Annotated in this window: 21 protein-coding genes and 2 tRNA genes; 19 read left to right on the forward strand and 4 right to left on the reverse strand. The window is 54.3% G+C overall.

Going from position 1 to position 16,930, the window contains the following annotated elements; all coding sequences use genetic code 11:
* The first annotated feature begins 16 nt into the window (after window positions 1-16).
* Window positions 17-93: transfer RNA gene (locus tag ACTRWK_RS06220), tRNA-Met, on the forward strand.
* Window positions 94-317: 224 nt separating this feature from the next.
* Here ACTRWK_RS06220 and ACTRWK_RS06225 read toward each other — a convergent pair.
* Window positions 318-1,454 carry a Hint domain-containing protein gene (locus ACTRWK_RS06225; protein WP_037942903.1) on the reverse strand — a complete coding sequence of 379 codons (1,137 nt, stop codon included), beginning with the start codon at window positions 1,452-1,454 and terminating at the stop codon, window positions 318-320.
* Window positions 1,455-1,910: 456 nt separating this feature from the next.
* Here ACTRWK_RS06225 and ACTRWK_RS06230 point away from each other — a divergent pair, with 456 nt between their 5' ends.
* The 12 genes from ACTRWK_RS06230 (at window position 1,911) to ACTRWK_RS06285 (ending at window position 10,723) form a co-directional block, all read left to right on the forward strand.
* Window positions 1,911-3,098 (forward strand): tyrosine-type recombinase/integrase, encoded by a 1,188-nt coding sequence (locus ACTRWK_RS06230; protein ID WP_462843829.1) that lies wholly within the window; start codon window positions 1,911-1,913, stop codon window positions 3,096-3,098.
* Between the two features lie 73 nt (window positions 3,099-3,171).
* On the forward strand, window positions 3,172-3,360 hold the full coding sequence (locus ACTRWK_RS06235; protein ID WP_462843830.1) for a helix-turn-helix transcriptional regulator: 189 nt from the start codon (window positions 3,172-3,174) through the stop codon (window positions 3,358-3,360).
* Window positions 3,357-3,905, forward strand: coding sequence for a hypothetical protein (locus ACTRWK_RS06240; protein WP_462843831.1), 549 nt, complete (start codon window positions 3,357-3,359; stop codon window positions 3,903-3,905). Before ACTRWK_RS06235 ends, ACTRWK_RS06240 begins: the two co-directional genes overlap by 4 nt.
* Before the next feature lie 403 nt (window positions 3,906-4,308).
* A complete protein-coding gene (locus ACTRWK_RS06245; RefSeq protein ID WP_340246579.1) occupies window positions 4,309-4,647 on the forward strand; it encodes a hypothetical protein in 339 nt (112 codons plus the stop codon).
* A gap of 100 nt (window positions 4,648-4,747) precedes the next feature.
* Window positions 4,748-5,188 carry a hypothetical protein gene (locus tag ACTRWK_RS06250; protein WP_462843832.1) on the forward strand — a complete coding sequence of 147 codons (441 nt, stop codon included), beginning with the start codon at window positions 4,748-4,750 and terminating at the stop codon, window positions 5,186-5,188.
* Entirely contained in the window at window positions 5,188-6,366 is a 1,179-nt protein-coding gene (locus ACTRWK_RS06255) for an AAA family ATPase (RefSeq protein WP_462843833.1), read from the forward strand. Before ACTRWK_RS06250 ends, ACTRWK_RS06255 begins: the two co-directional genes overlap by 1 nt.
* A gap of 187 nt (window positions 6,367-6,553) precedes the next feature.
* The gene (locus tag ACTRWK_RS06260; protein WP_462843834.1) at window positions 6,554-7,000 is read left to right on the forward strand and encodes a DUF5681 domain-containing protein; all 447 of its coding nucleotides are present in this window, start codon (window positions 6,554-6,556) and stop codon (window positions 6,998-7,000) included.
* Window positions 6,997-7,248 (forward strand): hypothetical protein, encoded by a 252-nt coding sequence (locus ACTRWK_RS06265; RefSeq protein WP_462843835.1) that lies wholly within the window; start codon window positions 6,997-6,999, stop codon window positions 7,246-7,248. The genes ACTRWK_RS06260 and ACTRWK_RS06265 overlap by 4 nt, the downstream gene beginning before the upstream one ends.
* A 32-nt stretch (window positions 7,249-7,280) precedes the next feature.
* On the forward strand, window positions 7,281-7,691 hold the full coding sequence (locus ACTRWK_RS06270; RefSeq protein WP_462843836.1) for a hypothetical protein: 411 nt from the start codon (window positions 7,281-7,283) through the stop codon (window positions 7,689-7,691).
* Between the two features lie 31 nt (window positions 7,692-7,722).
* Window positions 7,723-9,375, forward strand: a complete 1,653-nt coding sequence (locus ACTRWK_RS06275; RefSeq protein WP_462843837.1) for a hypothetical protein — start codon at window positions 7,723-7,725, stop codon at window positions 9,373-9,375.
* A 191-nt stretch (window positions 9,376-9,566) separates the two neighbouring features.
* A complete protein-coding gene (locus ACTRWK_RS06280; protein WP_340246590.1) occupies window positions 9,567-9,839 on the forward strand; it encodes a hypothetical protein in 273 nt (90 codons plus the stop codon).
* Window positions 9,840-10,132: 293 nt separating this feature from the next.
* Window positions 10,133-10,723 (forward strand): NAD(P)H-dependent oxidoreductase, encoded by a 591-nt coding sequence (locus tag ACTRWK_RS06285; RefSeq protein ID WP_184584153.1) that lies wholly within the window; start codon window positions 10,133-10,135, stop codon window positions 10,721-10,723.
* 189 nt (window positions 10,724-10,912) lie between these two features.
* On the opposite strand, the gene ACTRWK_RS06290 is transcribed toward ACTRWK_RS06285, so the two are convergent.
* The gene (locus tag ACTRWK_RS06290) at window positions 10,913-11,206 is read right to left on the reverse strand and encodes a helix-turn-helix domain-containing protein (protein WP_221227990.1); all 294 of its coding nucleotides are present in this window, start codon (window positions 11,204-11,206) and stop codon (window positions 10,913-10,915) included.
* Window positions 11,207-11,241: 35 nt separating this feature from the next.
* Between ACTRWK_RS06290 and ACTRWK_RS06295 the strand changes: the two genes are divergently transcribed.
* The 5 genes from ACTRWK_RS06295 to ACTRWK_RS06315 all read left to right on the forward strand — a co-directional run bounded on the left by ACTRWK_RS06295 (window position 11,242) and on the right by ACTRWK_RS06315 (window position 14,241).
* Window positions 11,242-11,607, forward strand: a complete 366-nt coding sequence (locus tag ACTRWK_RS06295) for a hypothetical protein (protein WP_462843838.1) — start codon at window positions 11,242-11,244, stop codon at window positions 11,605-11,607.
* A gap of 137 nt (window positions 11,608-11,744) precedes the next feature.
* On the forward strand, window positions 11,745-11,963 hold the full coding sequence (locus ACTRWK_RS06300; RefSeq protein ID WP_462843839.1) for a hypothetical protein: 219 nt from the start codon (window positions 11,745-11,747) through the stop codon (window positions 11,961-11,963).
* On the forward strand, window positions 11,960-12,511 hold the full coding sequence (locus ACTRWK_RS06305; RefSeq protein ID WP_462843840.1) for a hypothetical protein: 552 nt from the start codon (window positions 11,960-11,962) through the stop codon (window positions 12,509-12,511). Before ACTRWK_RS06300 ends, ACTRWK_RS06305 begins: the two co-directional genes overlap by 4 nt.
* Window positions 12,512-12,878: 367 nt before the next feature.
* On the forward strand, window positions 12,879-13,097 hold the full coding sequence (locus tag ACTRWK_RS06310) for a hypothetical protein (protein ID WP_462843841.1): 219 nt from the start codon (window positions 12,879-12,881) through the stop codon (window positions 13,095-13,097).
* A gap of 235 nt (window positions 13,098-13,332) precedes the next feature.
* Complete coding sequence (locus ACTRWK_RS06315) at window positions 13,333-14,241, forward strand: SDH family Clp fold serine proteinase (protein ID WP_462843842.1); 909 nt, start codon at window positions 13,333-13,335, stop codon at window positions 14,239-14,241.
* Window positions 14,242-14,786: 545 nt separating this feature from the next.
* Here ACTRWK_RS06315 and ACTRWK_RS06320 read toward each other — a convergent pair.
* Both ACTRWK_RS06320 and ACTRWK_RS06325 read right to left on the reverse strand, forming a co-directional pair.
* Window positions 14,787-15,254, reverse strand: coding sequence for a Panacea domain-containing protein (locus tag ACTRWK_RS06320; protein WP_462843843.1), 468 nt, complete (start codon window positions 15,252-15,254; stop codon window positions 14,787-14,789).
* Between the two features lie 345 nt (window positions 15,255-15,599).
* Window positions 15,600-15,685: transfer RNA gene (locus ACTRWK_RS06325), tRNA-Leu, on the reverse strand.
* A 214-nt stretch (window positions 15,686-15,899) separates the two neighbouring features.
* Between ACTRWK_RS06325 and ACTRWK_RS06330 the strand changes: the two genes are divergently transcribed.
* Window positions 15,900-16,883, forward strand: a complete 984-nt coding sequence (locus tag ACTRWK_RS06330) for a complex I NDUFA9 subunit family protein (RefSeq protein ID WP_184584167.1) — start codon at window positions 15,900-15,902, stop codon at window positions 16,881-16,883.
* The last annotated feature ends 47 nt before the right edge of the window (window positions 16,884-16,930 follow it).

Raw genomic sequence — 16,930 nt, forward strand, 5'->3', positions numbered from 1 at the left:
TAACATTGGCACCCGGCGCGGGATGGAGCAGCCCGGTAGCTCGTCAGGCTCATAACCTGAAGGTCGTAGGTTCAAATCCTACTCCCGCAACCAGATTTAAAGAACTTTAACTAGCACCAACCGCTGGCATCGCCTGCGGGCCTTTTGGCGTTTTGAGCCAACGTGATGGTGCGACGGGTGACCTGATAGGAACGCAGGCCCCACGACCTGTACCTGAATTTTCGGAAGTGGGATGCTTCGGAAACACGAAAATTCGCGCAGAGACACCTCAGCGAGAGCGCAAACTGTAACCGCGCCACTCCATAAACCAACCCGCCCTAGAACCGAAGTAGGCGTGCTTCATGGCGTTTCAGCGTGTTACGCGCGGCGTTGTAATGCTTAATCCCGATCTGCTCTGAAAGCGCGGGGAACAGGGCCAGGATCTCGTCGCGTTGCGCTTGGCCGATGCTTTGAAGTGTTTCTACTCCCGGCTGAAAGCTTTCTGTCCATGCCCCGTCTGACAGCACAAGCTGATGGCTTTCGAACATCAGGTGCACGTATTGTACAGAAGATGGCGTGAACGTCCGGATCGTGTCACCATTCACCAAGTGCTTTGCGGCGACGAGGACCTCGTCCTGACCAAAATGTAGCATCGATCGCGCATCGGAAAGCAATATTCGGTGGTTGGGTGAAACGATAAGGTCCCGTTCCGGCGTTCCAGCGCCGAGAGCGCCCGCCGTGATCAAAACGGGACGCAGGTGTGGATAGACGACCAGCTCCGCCGCTGTCAGCTGACGTGCACCGACCCAAGAGACTTTCTGCATTCCGTGGTCGCGTGTGATGACAGCGTCACCGGCTTTCAAGTGCTCTACAGGGGTTTCGCCTTTTGCAGTGGCGATCAGGCTGCCCGCGGTGAAACATGGGACGGTATTCCCGACATAGAACTTGCCGTTGCCATCCTCCAACGTACCGGATGCGATGGAGCCGTCGCCGTCAAAATCCTGATCCGTATTGCGGTCGATCTTGAGTGTGCCGATATTGTCGCCCGCTTTGGTACCTGGTGCCACCAGTAGATTCCCAAATGTCGGCGCGCTTGGGTCGTTGGCACCGCTTTCAGTGCGGGGCACCAGAACGTTGGCGTTGAACCGCACGTAGGTGTCGCCAAGTCCGCTGACATCGCTTTGGATATTCGCCGATTGGCCGGGGTTCATCGGAACGTAATTATATTGGACGATGCCGGCGTTATAGTCGGCAGCACTGGCATAGACCTTGATCCCGATGAAGGACGAGCCCCCGTCAAGTTCACCGTCTGCCGTTTCATTCTGTGTGATGAATTCGATGATGGCATCGTCAGCGAAGGGCTGGCTGCCACCGGAAAGTGTCATCTGACCAGCGCCGTCTTGGCCTGCGCTGGAGTTTGTGGACACAGCGGGATTATTGATAACATCGATACCAAACGCAAAAAAGCTCGCCATGTCTTTACCCTCTGGTGGCCTGTGGGTCGGTCAAATGATCCGGACCGGCCTAGTTTATAGTAATTTCTGCAAACTCATTAGCGATAAGTGGCGACAAATCGACTTAACTTTTGACATATCACATGGATGTGAAGCGGGCCTGACGCCAGTGGGGCGTCTTTATTGGCGCTGTCGATGGTGGCGGGTATGCCGCAGATGCGATGCTGATTTGAAAGGGCAGTTCGATGGGCAGGGACAACGATCGCCAAGGCAGCACTAGGTAGCAGTGAAACAAAACAGCGACTTATCGGGGATAAGTGGTGCCCAGGAGAGGCCCCGAACTAACGTGTCATCTAGTGTCAGCCTATATCATCATAATCGTAACCGGTTGTTTTTAAGTCATTTGATTGTGTCATGGTATATCATCCGGTCCCAAACCATGCTACATATAGGGGTGGATTAAAAGGTGGATGAAAAATGCCAGCGCTTCATAAGCTCTCATCAGCGAAGGTAAGAACCGCCCCACCCGGAAAGTACTCAGACGGTGGGGGGCTTTGGCTCGTTAAGCGGGTTGATGGCGGGGCGCAGTGGGTGCTGCGGCTGACTGTTCATGGACGGCGTCGTGAGATGGGGATCGGAAGCCTTCAAGCCGTCACCCTTAAAGAAGCGAGGGTAGCTGCTGAGAAGTGGCGTGCGGTAGTCCGTGATGGCAAAGACCCGATAAAGGAGCGCGACCGCCAAAAGCGATTGGCCGCAAGGGGTGACCATACCTTGACGTCAGTTGCTGTAGAGGCATTCGAGGCTCGTAAGGCTCAATTAAAAGGTGATGGGAAAGCAGGCCGCTGGTTTTCCCCGCTCGAACTGCACGTCCTTCCCAAAATCGGCAAAGTTCCTGTGGAGGAAGTCGATCAGCAGGATATCAAGAACACCCTCGAACCTATCTGGCACGAAAAAGCAGAGACGGCACGAAAAGCCATGAACCGGCTGAATATCGTCTTAGGTCACGCGGCAGCGATGGGCCTCAATGTGGATTTACAGGCAACCACAAAAGCGAAAGCACTGCTTGGAAAGACACGTCACAAGCCCAAGAATATCCCTTACATGCCGTGGCCTGAGGTGCCCAACTTCTATGCCAGCTTGGAGGAGCATACCCCGACGCAGCTGGCATTGCGGTTACTCATCCTGACGGTCACGCGGTCTTATTCCATTCGATTTTGTCATTTCGACCAAATTCAAGGTGACGTTTGGACTGTACCGAAAGCGAACATGAAGGGGCAAGAAGGGGTGGCTACTGACTTCCGCGTTCCGTTATCTCGTGAAGCCTTGTCAGTGATCGAATTGGCGAAGCCCTTGGCTCGTGACGGCTTCTTGTTTCCCGGGGAGCGAAAGGGCGTCATTTCCGATGCTGCGATGCTCAGCCATTTGAATAGACAAAAGATAGAAGCGCGTCCTCATGGCTTCCGGTCCAGCTTTAAGACATGGTGCGATGAAACAACCGACATACCTGAGGCAATCGTGGAAACCTCACTGGCACATGTGGTCGGAAACGAAGTTGAGCGCTCCTATAGAAGAACGGACTTTTTAGAGCGCCGTCGGCCTCTGTTGGCACGATGGGCAGATCACGTGACGGGTAAGAACGCGAGCGAGGTGATAAAAATTGCCTGATTCCCGTACCTTAAATCTTGTTGAAACCATGTGCTGCTACGAATGGAATCATTCATTAAACAAAGAGATAAAGATGACTGATAAAATTCTACGCTGCCAAGACGTTCAGGAGGTGACAGGTCTAAGCAGGTCCACGATTTACCGTATGATGAACCGGGATGACTTCCCGAAGGCCACCAAGCTGGGCATTCGGGCCATTGGCTGGCGGCAGAGCGCTGTGCATAGCTGGATTGAGGGGCGAACGTCAGGGGGAATGCAGTGAGGCTTGAAGAAAATGAAACGCGGTTCTTAAGGCAATTGCGCGCAAGAATGGTCCAGTTCTGCGAAAGAGTTTCAGCTGGGAAATTGCCGGCAGCCTACGCTAGCTTCGAGTTACTTTCGGCTCTGTATTCGGCCAAGGAGATTGAACAGAAGAAGCTATCCGAGACCTTTCCATCACAAAACTGGAGAGATGACACGGTCGAAGTGCCTCGGGCGCTTTTAGCGCCGCTCGCGCAGGGGTGGCTTAGACACCGAGAGGGTGAAGTTGATTTGTCAGCAGCTTTTGAGCTAGCCGCATCAAGCAAAGGCAAGAAGCCTTCTGTAAAGGCCGAGCTCACGCGCGAACGGGACATACGCCTTTCAAACATGGTCGTTATAGAGCTAATCGAGGCGGAGCTTAGTGGCTCTACTATTAGCGTGGACGCAGCCTGCGCTACGGTACAGGAGAAACTGGAAGCTGCGGTAGGTTACAGGGTTATCGAGAGAGCATACCGGACCTACGGCTATGAAGCGAAAAAGGCTGTGCACAAGGCAATTTCCGAATAGAGCCAAAACGTGCCGACCTTTTGGCATAAGCCTTTAATTTCATTAATTAAAGTTACGACATACTGTCAGCCTATCGCAAACAAGCCGAGGGCCAACAGATGCAACCCACCGACCCCCTTATCCGTGATCGCGAAGCCGCTGCAATGATTGGCGCGTCAGTGTCTACTTTTTGGCGACGCGTCCAAGAAGGCATGATCTCCCGCCCAATTAAGATTGGCGGTATGAGCCGCTGGCGTCAGAGCGAGATTGAAGCAGTTATCGCAAGGGCCGAAGCGGCCCGTTCCCAAGCCGCCTAAAAGAAAACCCCAGCCGTACGAGGACGAGCCGGGGCGAAATTTCTTTTCAGCGGTGAACAAGAGATAGCGCGTTTGGCCCGTCCTTTCAACAAGAAAGGAAAACGGCAATGACCAACCAATTTAACTCCGAGCCAAAACCACGATGGATTCTCTCGGCAGCTGATCTGCCCGAAGCCCGTGGGCGCGCCCGATATAGGGTGACTGATACCGACGGGAGAGCCGCAGAGGTCGTGCTGGATAAACGAAAGCGCCAGGTAGTGGACGCGCTACTTGCTGGCGAATTGTACTGCGCTTCGACCGTGCGCATTGGCGATATTGTATTTCGGCTGAAAGAGGACAATCGCCTCCACGCAGAGACGAAAACACTGTCGAACGGTCGCAAGTACTACACCCTTCAAGGCAAGGTCCAGTTCTTGGGTTCAGTCAGCAAGGAGGGTGTATGCTGATGGCCCTTAAAATCCAAGTTGCCCGTCTACAGCGCCTCTATGGCTTGACCTCAGCCCAAGCTCGCCTCGTGGCTGGCTTGCACTACGGGGAGGGCGTGTAATGAACGGGTTGCATATTCCCGCGAACGACCAGGGCCAAAGCGCCTCGGTCAACCGTATGGCCTACCGTATCGAAAGAGTATCCCGGTCTCTGGGCTACTGCTTGCAGCTGGATGACACCGACGCATGGCTTGGCCTTTCCACAATCCTGCGTGCCCAACTCAGCACGACTGAGCGCTCAGCTTTGGCTTACGTCGCGTTGAAGGCATTGCCGCTACAGCAGTCACAGCTTGTCGCTGAGGCTGTTCTTCGAGGTCCGATACCAACGGCAGCAGGCCAACCCATCGCACCGCTGTTCAACCAGATGGACGAAGCCGCATTCTGGGCTGATATGACGGACGCGGACGAGCGAGAGGCGTATTGCCTCGCCAGCTTCAAGGCGATGACATTCGAGCGCCAGTCTGCCTTCCTCGACTTCGTACAGGGGAGGCAAGCGGCTTGATGCGCGATTTCTCCAGTATGGCAGTGCAATTGGATCAACACCGAGCGGAGCATCCGACCGGCACCCACCGCTTGCCAACTGCTTTCAAATGGCAAGACCCGAACTGTCTGCCGCGCCGCCCGTGGGTCTATGGGCGGAACCTTCTACGCAAACAGGTCGCGGTGACCGTCGCGCCCGGTGGGGTCGGCAAGTCATCTCTGACCATTGTGGAAGGGCTGGCAATGGTTTCTGAGCGCGAACTACTTGGTGAGTGGACCGCCACGGGATTAAACGTTTGGCTCTACAATCTCGAAGATCCTCGCGACGAGATGAACCTGCGCATCACAGCGGCCATGCAGCATCACAACGTCCAACCGGGCGAAGTGGAGGGTCGTCTGTTCGTCGATACTGGCCGAGAACGTGAACTTTGCACTGCTGTACAGACCCGTGACGGCGTTGTGATCGTGAAGCCTGAGATTGACGAACTGGCGCGGGAGATCACTGAACGCCAGATTGACGTACTGATTGTTGACCCTTTCGTCTCATCCCATCAGGCGGGCGAGAATGACAACGTCGCCATCGACCTCATTGCCAAGGAATGGGCGCGGCTTGCGGATCGTTGCAACTGCGCCATTGAACTGGTTCACCATACCCGCAAGACCAACGGTATAGAGGCTACCACTGAGGACAGCAGGGGCGGTTCGGCACTCTTAGCTGCTGCGCGGTCTGGTCGAGTTCTTAACCGAATGACAGCGGACGAGAGAGAGCAGGCAGGTATCTTGCCTGGCGACCTTACCACATATTTCACCGTGACCCGTGATAAGTCCAACCTCGCTCCTGTGGGAAAGCGCACATGGCGGCGCATGGTCTCTGTCGAATTGGCCAACGGTGAGAGCGTCGGCGTTGCTGAGGCTTGGGAGTGGCCGGATACCTTCGATGGATTCACCAGCAAAGACCTGTTGGCAGTGCAACATGCCATCGATGGAAAGCACCCGCGCTACTCGGATCAGGCAGGCAAAGAATGGGCCGGCGTGATCGTTGCAGAGGTTCTGTGTCTTGATGCCACAAAGGACAAGCGCCGTATCAAGAAGATGATTGAGGCTTGGCTGCAATCTGGGGCGCTTATCAAGCTGTCGGTTATTGATGGAAGCAGACGTCCTCGCCCCTGCTTGGAGGTAGGCGAATGGGCAACCGAGTGACCTGCTCCACCACCCCTGAAAACGTAGTGGAGCAAGGTGGAGCAAACACCCCCCTAAACCACTGCTCCACCACCCCTCCCCCTAAAGGGGGGGAGGGTGGTGGTGGAGCGGCTAGTGGTCTCCCTGAAGTGGTGGAGCAGGTTAGTAGGTTCAGGGCCCTCAACCGTTCTCAGAAAAGGTATGCAAGATGAGCAAGAGCAACGACCGTAAAAACGGGTCAAAAACGGAGGGGCGCAATCCAGACGGCACGTTTGCATCCGGAAACCCCGGCAGGCCACGAGGTGCGCGCCACAAGGTCACGCAGGCTATTGAGGCAATGCTAGAGGGCCAGCAGGAGGCGTTGACGCAAGCGGTCATAGACAAGGCGCTGGAAGGCGATGTGACAGCTCTACGCCTCTGCCTCGACCGCATAGCACCTGCCCGTAAAGATGCGCCGGTTTCGTTTGCCATGCCAGAGATTGAAACGGCAGAGGACGCAGCAAAGGCCGCGCGAGCCATCCTTAAAGCAATTGCAGAGGGTGACGTCACTCCACTTGAGGCAGCGAGTGTCATGGCCGTGGTCGAGCAGTTCCGCCGCACGCTGGAAACCACAGAAATTGAGCGCCGCATCGCGGCTTTGGAGGCAGGCAAATGACACTATCGAACCGCTTAAAGAAAATCGAAACGGTCGCTGGCTTGAACCCAGCTGCGCCACCAAACTGCATCTATCTCTGTGCAATGTCCCAAGACCCGCAAGGGCTGCCCGATCCGCAGGTAGCAATGCTTATGCGAGGCAAGTTGCACGATGATGTTACTCGCCATCCCGGTGAGAGCGCCGACGCCTTTAAAGCGAGGGTCGAAGAACGCTTCGTTTCCGAAGCCGATCCCGCCTTCAGTCTTTAATCACCTCCACACCCAGAAAGGGCACCGCCACCATGTTTCAAAGAAATAAAGGTCCCGGATTTTTCAACCTCGATATTGATCCGAACAGCACCCCGGAAATGCTGGACAACCAACGCGCGCTAATAACGTCGCTGATGGGAGGCATGGGGCGGGCACAAAGCACCGGTGAAGGGCTCGGACAACTCGCCACAGGTATCGTCGCCGGTATCCAAAGGCGAAAGATGAATGAGTTTCAAGGAGGCAAGCACGAAGAGGCGAACGACCTCTTTAGCCGAATCTCGAATAGTTTCTCAAACCCACCGCAGCAGCCACTTAGCCTCTTTGACTTTGGTCAAAACAGCCAAGTGGCATCGCCTAGTAACCCTGAGAAAAAGCGTGACCCGAACAAGGTAAAGGGTCCCTTCCCGGGCTTCTTTGGCGGTGGATGGGGCCGCAAGCAATGAGCAAGCAATCGCACAGCAGAAAGATAGCAAAATGAATGACCAATTGTCAGAAAGACGAACTGAATTGCGACGCCGCCAGCTTATGGCTCGTCAGGAAATGGCGAAAAGGAGCCAAGCCGGAATGACTGATATGGATTTGATCGGGATCGCAGAAGCCGAAGCGATGGCATCGCAAGGAGGGGAAATTGATATGAATACACCCGAGAAGGCCAGACTTCGTGCTGAATTACGCCGCAGGCGGGCCCGGGACCAGCAGCCCCAAACAAACCTGCAGGAACAGACCATGAGCGGCGTCAATGAAGGCATCGCTGGAATGCTCGGTGCTCCGGTTGATATGGCCACCAAAGTTGTGAACGGCATGTTCTCCAAGCCAAAGTATGCGCCCGAGATGGTTCCTGGGCCCAACGGGATGCCCGTCCCCAGTCCCGATGCGCAAATTGAACAAGGTCCGCAAATTCAAAGCCCAGTTGGTGGCAGTGATACATTTCTGAACCTTTTGTCCCCAACAATATCGGACGTAGCCCCCCAGAATGTGGCTCAACGCTATGGCCGTCGGATTGGGCAAGAAGGGGGCGCAATGGTGATCCCCGGCGGCGTAGCAATGCGTGCAGCAAAATCGCCCCTTATGCTCGGAGCTGCAGAAGCGGCGAGTGCTGCGGGGTCTGGCATCGCGGGACAAACATCGCAAGAGGTATCCCCAGGTAATGCCGTAGCGGATACTATCGCATCTATGGCTGGTGGACTATCACCCGTTGGCATGGCGCGCAGTTTGCGGCCTAGCGCTCAGCCACCGACGATAGATGAGCTTAAAGCGCGCCAGAGCGCTGCTTACGGTGCAGTTGAAGCATCTCCTGCGCAGTTAACACCCGAAGCCACCCAGCGCCTACAGGCGGTCGTTTCTGACCGCTCTTCTCGTGACGGGATGGACCCCTACCTTGCTCCTAAGGCATCGCGCACCGCGGATAAGATCAAACAGATGATGACACCCCGCATTGCGGAAGTTGAAAAGTCTCGTCGCCTCGTCGGACGAGATGTTGCCGGCGCGCTAGATCCGACTGAAAGCGGCATCGGAATGGGCATGAAAGAAGAAATCACGCGCTACCTCGATAATATCAGTCCGCAGGACGTCACTGGGGGAGACCCTACGGCTGCGGTTGCATCGCTGCGGGAAGGTCGAGACATGACGCGGCGCATCAAGAAAAGTGAGGATATTGATCAGCGGATGTACAAAGCTGAAAACCGCGCCGCCACAAGCGGTACGGGCGGCAATGAGATCAACGCGATCCGCCAGAACATTCGACAAATCCTAGATGATCCCCGAAAGAAGCGTAACTACAGCGCAGAAGAAATCAAAGCCATGGAAAGCATCGTTCGCGGTACACCAACACAGAATGCACTGCGAATGTTTGGGCGGTTCTCACCTACGTCAGGAACGCTTCCCGCAATGGCTGGTGGGGGGATGCTTGCCGGCGCAGCGAGTTCAGCAAATCCACTCCTAGCGATACCGTCACTTGCGGCGATGGCTGCAAAAGGTGGAGCTGAACTATCGACAAAACGCGCTGTCTCCGATTTGGGCAGCATGATCCGGAACGGTGGCCCCATGCCTAAGAAGCAGACTAGTCAGGACGAGAAACGCGCAATGATTTCTTCTTTGCTCGCCCAGACTGCCGCACAGCCACAATAGCGTAGATCCATGATGCGCCGATGCAGCCAGCCAAATAGGGCCAAGCCGCAGGCCATAGCAGACCGGCAACGACGGCCAATAAGCCGCCGATGCCGGCGATCAATTCGATGTTCCAATATCTCATGAATACGGTCCTCATCATCTTTCACTAGCATGGGGTGCCTCAACCTCCAAAGCAAGGACAAGCCTCAATGCGATATGAAGGCCAAGAACCATTTCAGCGCCCAATGCGCCCCGACCGCGTCGAGATGATCCGTCAGACTGCGATGGCCGTGGCTCGTGATGAAGTAGGGCAAAAGCTCGCTAACAAGTCCGAGAGCTTCGATGATTACGTGAGTTGCATCACATGGACGGTTTACGGCGCGCTGGCAGAGCAATGGCCAGATACGATGATAGCTGAGTTGCAAGCCGGGCTAACCGAAGCGGAACAAGTGTGCCGATCAGAGTTCGAGCGTTGCCGGTGACCGTTTTCTAACGGGGAATAGCGGTATGCTCGCTGCTGTTAATTCAGCGGAAATTCAGGGTTGTAGACACGTCTGTAAAAATTGAGGCTTAGCAGCGTTGGGCGTGCACAACCATACAATGGGTCAATGAATTTCCGGTATTAGTGGTATTCGAACTGCACTACGGTACACAAGATTTGCGAACACTATTGGCCCCTAGTAGCTGTCTGACAGAGCCCCCCCCAAATTAAGTGCGCGGAACAATTTGGATCACCTTTCAGTTTTCAAAGAGATGACTGCGAAAGGGAACCCTCATGACGCCTAAGATCACAGTTCTATTTTATTCGACTTATGGCACCAATCACGGTGTCGCACTTGAAGCTGCCCGCGCTGCCGAAGCTGCGGGTGCCGAGGTAAGGTTGCGTCGGTGCAAAGAAACGGCTCCAATCGAGGTGGTCAATGGGCAAGATGCTTGGCGGGATCAGCTCAAAAAGTTGGAAGACATACCGGAAGTCACGCCGGATGATATGGAATGGGCAGACGGATATTTCATCTCTGTGCCAACTCGGTTCGGGGTGCCAGCCAGCCAGTTCCGCGCGTTCGTGGATACTCTGGGGCCACTATGGCAGAATGGCGCTCTAGCAAACAAAACTATCACCGCGACCACATCCGCACAAAATCCGCAGGGTGGGCAGGAAATGACGATTCAGTCGGTCTATACGACTGCGATGCACTGGGGGGCGATCATTGTGCCACCAGGCTACGCCGATCCAATTAAGTTTGAGGACGGGGGAAACCCTTATGGATACTCCTGCACACCTGGTGAGCTGAGCGAGACCGGGAAGAAATCTGTGGCCTTCCAAGCAGAAAGACTTGTGAAGTTCACTAAGAAACTGATGGGATAAGCAAGAACTGACATTGCCCTCAGTTATTGATGCGTAACACATTTCTCGCATCTCGTTAGAAAAACACCGGAGAAAAGTATCGAAACATTGGAGAGAATTAGCTTCCAATGTTGTGTTACACTCCTCCGGTGTTGATGTACTCATTTAGGGAGTAACGGGTAGAGATGGCCCTAAATCGCAATCGGCATCCTAAACCTCTCTGCCGATGGCTACGCCGAGACCCGTAGCGACCTCCCCACTTGCCATAAATTGGATGCCATGACTTTCGAACGCTTTGCGGATCGCGTCATGCGTATCGGCGTATCCAGCCAGAGGGCCGTCCCTGCTCTCTAACCGTTGAATGGTTGGGTAGCTTACTCCGCTCACTTCAGCGAGCTTTTTCGCTGACCACTTCAGCAGTGCCCTTGCCGCTCGAACTTGCTCACCTGTCATGTACTTACCTAACTTGATAGAAAATCTATTGACTTTGTTTGCGGTCAACATTATAGTATTTCTATCAACTACGAAAGGCAACCGCCATGACAATCGCAGCACCCTACGACCGCAAGGCCATTATGACCGCAGCTTGGGAAATCGTTCGTAAGGCCAACGTGGCACTATACGGCTTTCGAGTGATCATGCGTCGGGCGCTGAAGGCTGCTTGGGCGAATGCAAAGCATCGCCGCACTATGGAGGCGCTGCGGGAAAAGCAGGAGCAAGCTTCTCCCCAAGTGTCTCGCATCCAAGAGTCAATCGCAGCCCTCGAAGGTAAAGAGCGCTGGGCACAAACAGACTATGCTCGAATTGGCGTGCTGCGTGCAGCTTTAAGGGCCGCCCAACAAAACGGCCAGGTACGTCAGACTGTGCCTGCTTCTCCTGATCGACGGGTTTCGCAAGCAGCGTAACTTTCCGCATCGCCAATAATCCGACGTTTTCTTCTAACACACTGGATGCGGTGGTTTGTCAAAGCAGACAGCACCCTGCTCAAGCAAGACATGTGCGGGCGACACCGCCATCTGAACTTAAATGAAAGGACTACATCATGACCACGAAGGAACTAAAAACCCGCCAAGATATGCAGGATGCTGCGACGGTACTGCACGGCTTGCTGCAAGGATTGGAAATCTTGATCGATCAGACAACGGAATCCAGCCACCTGCATAACGCGATTTACACTCTCTGCGGCCAATCCGTGAAAGCCGCTGATGTTCTCGCTAGTGCGCTTGACAGCACAAATTTTGAACGCGGAGCCGACGCATGACACGTTCAATTTTGGATACCGATTTGCCTGACACGCCAGACAGCCGCTTGGTGACAGGCATTAACCGTCTTTATTCATTGGCCCGCGTTGGAATGGCAGCAAGCGATACCGCTATTTCTGTGGATCTGCAGAAGGCTGGGTATACCGAACTATTCGGGACAATGGGATGTATTGCCGAAGGTATGTTCGACGACATGGAAAAGCTGGAAAAAGCAGCGGGTGTTGAGCAGTTCTACACTGATCCTGATCAGAAAATTGCCAGCCGCCTCGCTCACTGGAAAGCTCTAAGGGTCAGCATTTCAAAAATTGAAGGTGACGACGATGCTGGCGAGTTTGCTGCGTTAGAAAATGAGATAGAGGCCGTGGGCGCAGAGATTGCGAATGGCTGCCCGTCCTCCCATAGCGACGCCGCAGCAATGCTTGAGTGGGCCGAAATCGATAGCGCCGGTGCCATTCAATGCGAACAATACACTCAGGCACGCCGAGCGGTTGCTGACTATCTGCGCAAGCGCGCCGAATACGTCGCCGCTAAGCCACGCGAAAGCTGACCTGAAGTTTGAACCATACACATTCGCCCGCGCTTCAATCACGAGGCGCGGGCTTCGCGGTGGGGGCCGTAATGGAGACTCAGAAAAAATGAACTGCTATGCCACTAACAGAAACTGGTCTGACAGGTTCTTGCCTGAAATAAAGCAGCTAATCGGCGGGCATCTCTTGGAAACCTCCCCAGATCCGTTTGACCACATGGAAGCCACTGACCTAATGATGCTGGATGCCCGCGACATGCGCGTAGCAGCCCGCGTGCGTCGTCCTGGCTATGCTCGCCGGTACCCCCACCAGTTCACAGTCCGCTCCGCTGTGGCGTCGGGTAGGCAGACTGAGCTTTCCAAAATTGTGAATGGCAACGGCGATTGGATGTTCTATGGGCACTCGAACGCACAACAGACTGGTTTGGAAGCGTGGTGGCTGATCGACTTGCGGGCCTTCCGTGCTGCGCTGATCCGCAACCGAGTGAACTCTCCGCAGATTGTGATGGGCGACCAGCGCAATGCGGATGGGACGCGGTTCAAATGGTTTGACGTCCGGAGCTTCCCTGCGGAACCACCGCTTGTAGTCGCAAGTTCTACCACGTAGGAGCCGAAGTTGGGGATTCCCAGTGGAATCGGTCCATGCTAGGGTGATTCGATAATTAATGGGAGCGAACCAATGACCAGTCTCGCGCGTAAGTTTCAAGAGTTTCAAGCTAACGAAAACTTGCATGCTTTTCAGTATAATAGCGCTGTAGCGCGCCTGGAGACGCAAGATCCATCGGTTGCATATCCTGTTATGGCCCCAAGCCATACTGAGTACCACACAGGGATACCGCAGAATGCCGAACTGGCAAATTATTCAGAACGAGATTAATGCAAACCAAAGTGCCTTTAGCTCCATTGCGCAAAATTCAGTAAAGAGCGTTAGGCAGAAGTATTTAAGCGAACTACATCAGCACACTGGTCGAAACGTGATCGGATACTACTCTGGATTTCTGTCTAAGGGTGGTATTGCTGGCTCCGAGGTGACGGCGGACGACAAGAATGGCTTCATGTTGGCTATCCATGAGATGGATCGCTCAAAGGGGCTGGATCTGATTGTTCACTCCCAAGGTGGCAGTATTGGTGCGGCCGAGAGTATCGTAGATTACCTGAGAAAAATGTTCGGTAACGATATTCGGGCGTTGGTTCCCGGCGTGGCTATGTCTGCGGGGACCATGATTGCTTTGTGCTGCAAGAGTGTCATGCTTGCAAAGCATTCGAACTTGGGGCCGATAGACCCCCAAATTAATGGTGTTCCTGCCCTGGGTGTAATTGAGGGGTTCAAGCGCGCATTTGAGGAAATCAAAGAAGACCCTCTTAAGGCGCATATTTGGGCCCCTATCATTTCGAAATACTCTCCTAGCTACCTGTCTGACTGTGAGAACGCGGTGAAGTGGTCTCGGCAATTTGTTGAGCGGGAGCTGCAAGCCTGCATGTTTCACGGTGAAGCCGACGCAGAGGCAAAAGCTACATTTATTGTGGACGCTCTCAGCGACTATGAGAGAAACAAGCGTCACGAGCGCCCGATACATATCGAGGAATGTCTTGATCTCGGTATTAAGGTTGAAAAAATCGAGGATGATAAGCAGTTTCAAGACCTACTTCTTTCGGTCCATCACTGCTACATGCATGCTCTATCTAATACTAGCGCGTTCAAAATTATCGAAAATCACCTTGCAATAGGCTTTACGAAGACTGCGGCTTGATTTGTTAAAATTTGTGCTAGTCAGCATAATTTAGCATGCATGCCCGTTGGGATGTCTTCGGCCAGTTGGAGGCTAATGCTGGATTATTCTATCCTGCATCCTTACTGCTGCTATGCTTTTGTATAAAACAAATTTGTTAAGAATAGACATTATGGTTGCAGTCTAACCAGATGACGTGAAAGCAGTCGTCTATCAAAATTCCCATAACGCGACCATGTTTGCTTTTGCTTACGGAAAACTGATAGGGTGTATAGCTCTCATACTGTTCGTTGAGCTGGCTAAACCCATTCGGTTTTGTGGTCTTTGTCCAGTCAATTGGATGGCTGCGAACAGACTTTCCGCGAGCGCTAGTGAATTCGCTTGCGGTCCACTGCGAAAGACTTTGGAGGCGCTCCATCAGAGAGCGCGTGTAGCCGGCAGGAAAGTTCTCGGGGCAAACGTCTGAGTCTGTTCCGTCGAACAGCCTGAACGAAAAGCTAAGGTTGCGCGTCGGACCTTGTGAGGTTCTAACCCCTGAAGAGCCTTTCTTGCTGATCTGACTTTTTTTAATCTTCGGCAAGGCTTCGGTAGAACTTTCTAGTGGTGGATTTCTTTATGTAGGTGTTTGACGGCGCGTGGTCGGGTGTGCCTGCTCGCGCCTCGATCCAAGGTAGTTCTCTATGGGTCATGCTCTCTAAGGCGACGGCCGTTTCAGATCCAAAGACGTCAATAATCTCATCTAGAAACTCTTGGATTATCTTCAGCAGTTTCGGTTTCCGAATCTCTTCCATGATAGGTCGCCACTGATAGTCGCGGAAACGTTGGTACTGAGATGGGGCAACTGGCCCATGGACCCAAGCCTGAAATTTCTCAGAGATTAGCTCGTCATCGTGCAAAGCCATGTGCCATGCATCCGAGTAGAACATCAGCTTTTGCAGCTTGAGAGGGGTAAGTATTTCTCCGCGCTCACGGCTCTCTGCTATGAGATAGTCTGCGAGTTGATGTGAGGTGATATTTGCGGGCGTTTCTACCATTGGTCTGACTCCTGTAGGCTTTTCCTACGTGCTGTATCCATTACATTCAACATACAAGATATGGGCCAATCACGTCCTTCATTGGGAAACAATAGCATTGAAAGCGCTAGGTGTGCCAACCAATCCAGCCATCCAGTGATGTTGGTCTGCTCAGAAAACTTGATCCAAAAGTTGTCAGCGCGCATTCATTGCGCCCCGTTATTATTGGTTTCCCCGCGAATGTGCCAGAGGCTTAACGCCACCTATGTCAACTGGTAGCTTAAGACGTGGGGTGGATAGCAGGGTGGACTGAAGTGAGGTTTTCACCGACTTCTTAATAAAAATCAATAACATACTGCGGATAAGTGGTGCCCAGGAGAGGACTCGAACCTCCACACCGTTGCCAGTACTAGCACCTGAAGCTAGCGCGTCTACCATTCCGCCACCTGGGCACAGGGGGGTTGTGAGGGAGCGTTTATTGTTGTGGGGCGGGGGTGTCAATTGGATTCTCGCAACAAAATGAAACGGCGTGAAAATAAATCCGGAAAACCGAGGTTTGGTGCGGTGGGTCGGGCTTTCGAGGCGATCTCTGCCGGAATTGCTGCTTGTTCCCGAGGGGGGCTGGATGTATCTGTAGCGCTAGATTTTCTGGTCAGGGGTATCATCATGGCAAAGCTGGTCACGGTTTACGGCGGCTCCGGGTTTGTGGGGCGGTATATCGTTCGTCGCATGGCGTTGGCGGGATGGCGTGTGCGCGTCGCGGTGCGTCGCCCGAACGAGGCGCTGTTTGTGCGCACCTACGGCACCGTCGGCCAGGTCGAACCGGTCTTTTGCAACATCCGTGATGACGCGTCGGTACGCGATGCGCTGCAGGGCGCTGATGCGGTGGTGAACTGCGTCGGTATTCTGGCCGAGGCGGGGAAAAACACCTTTGACGCCATTCAGGCCGACGGGGCAGAACGCATTGCGCGCTTGGCCGCCGCCGAAGGGATCGCGCGTTTGGTGCAAATCTCTGCCATCGGGGCGGATGCCGAGGCGGATAGCGAATATTCCCAGACCAAGGCGATGGGGGAGGCCGGTGTGCTCCAGCATATGCCGCAGGCTGTTATCCTGCGCCCCTCGATCGTGTTCGGCCCCGAGGATGACTTCTTTAACCGTTTCGCCGGTATGACGCGGATCAGCCCCGCGATCCCTGCTGTGGGGGCGGATACGCTGTTCCAGCCCGTCTATGTAGATGACGTGGCCCACGCGGCGGAGCTTGCGGTGACAGGCAAGGCCCCTGCCGGTATTTACGAATTGGGTGGCCCCGAGGTCGAAAGCTTTCGCGGCCTGATGCAGCGTATGCTTGACGTGGTGAACCGTCGCCGCATGGTTGTCGCCTTGCCGACTTTCGTGGCGAAGGTGATCGCCTTTGGCCTTGATGTGTTGCAATCGGTGACGCTCGGCCTGGTCAAGAACAACACGCTGACCCGTGATCAGGTCAAGAACCTGGCGCATGATAATGTCGTGGGCGAGGGGGCGCAGGGCTTTGATGCTTTGGGGATCAGCCCCGTGTCCATGGGCTCCGTCCTGCCCGAGTACCTGTGGCGGTTCCGCCCCTCGGGCCAGTATGACGAGATCAAGCAATCCGCGAAGAACCTGCGGACCTAACGATTTCGATGTCGAATTTGGAAAGGCCCTGCCGGCGACGGCGGGGC

Source organism: Sulfitobacter sp. G5_S2_6_S6, assembly GCF_054968505.1.

Coding starts and splice junctions, on each gene's coding strand:
- ACTRWK_RS06225 (WP_037942903.1), bottom strand. CDS start 1,454: ATGGCGAGCTTTTTTGCGTTTGGTATCGATGTTATCAATAATCCCGCT.
- ACTRWK_RS06230 (WP_462843829.1), top strand. CDS start 1,911: ATGCCAGCGCTTCATAAGCTCTCATCAGCGAAGGTAAGAACCGCCCCA.
- ACTRWK_RS06235 (WP_462843830.1), top strand. CDS start 3,172: ATGACTGATAAAATTCTACGCTGCCAAGACGTTCAGGAGGTGACAGGT.
- ACTRWK_RS06245 (WP_340246579.1), top strand. CDS start 4,309: ATGACCAACCAATTTAACTCCGAGCCAAAACCACGATGGATTCTCTCG.
- ACTRWK_RS06250 (WP_462843832.1), top strand. CDS start 4,748: ATGAACGGGTTGCATATTCCCGCGAACGACCAGGGCCAAAGCGCCTCG.
- ACTRWK_RS06255 (WP_462843833.1), top strand. CDS start 5,188: ATGCGCGATTTCTCCAGTATGGCAGTGCAATTGGATCAACACCGAGCG.
- ACTRWK_RS06260 (WP_462843834.1), top strand. CDS start 6,554: ATGAGCAAGAGCAACGACCGTAAAAACGGGTCAAAAACGGAGGGGCGC.
- ACTRWK_RS06265 (WP_462843835.1), top strand. CDS start 6,997: ATGACACTATCGAACCGCTTAAAGAAAATCGAAACGGTCGCTGGCTTG.
- ACTRWK_RS06270 (WP_462843836.1), top strand. CDS start 7,281: ATGTTTCAAAGAAATAAAGGTCCCGGATTTTTCAACCTCGATATTGAT.
- ACTRWK_RS06275 (WP_462843837.1), top strand. CDS start 7,723: ATGAATGACCAATTGTCAGAAAGACGAACTGAATTGCGACGCCGCCAG.
- ACTRWK_RS06280 (WP_340246590.1), top strand. CDS start 9,567: ATGCGATATGAAGGCCAAGAACCATTTCAGCGCCCAATGCGCCCCGAC.
- ACTRWK_RS06285 (WP_184584153.1), top strand. CDS start 10,133: ATGACGCCTAAGATCACAGTTCTATTTTATTCGACTTATGGCACCAAT.
- ACTRWK_RS06290 (WP_221227990.1), bottom strand. CDS start 11,206: ATGTTGACCGCAAACAAAGTCAATAGATTTTCTATCAAGTTAGGTAAG.
- ACTRWK_RS06295 (WP_462843838.1), top strand. CDS start 11,242: ATGACAATCGCAGCACCCTACGACCGCAAGGCCATTATGACCGCAGCT.
- ACTRWK_RS06300 (WP_462843839.1), top strand. CDS start 11,745: ATGACCACGAAGGAACTAAAAACCCGCCAAGATATGCAGGATGCTGCG.
- ACTRWK_RS06305 (WP_462843840.1), top strand. CDS start 11,960: ATGACACGTTCAATTTTGGATACCGATTTGCCTGACACGCCAGACAGC.
- ACTRWK_RS06310 (WP_462843841.1), top strand. CDS start 12,879: ATGTTCTATGGGCACTCGAACGCACAACAGACTGGTTTGGAAGCGTGG.
- ACTRWK_RS06315 (WP_462843842.1), top strand. CDS start 13,333: ATGCCGAACTGGCAAATTATTCAGAACGAGATTAATGCAAACCAAAGT.
- ACTRWK_RS06320 (WP_462843843.1), bottom strand. CDS start 15,254: ATGGTAGAAACGCCCGCAAATATCACCTCACATCAACTCGCAGACTAT.
- ACTRWK_RS06330 (WP_184584167.1), top strand. CDS start 15,900: ATGGCAAAGCTGGTCACGGTTTACGGCGGCTCCGGGTTTGTGGGGCGG.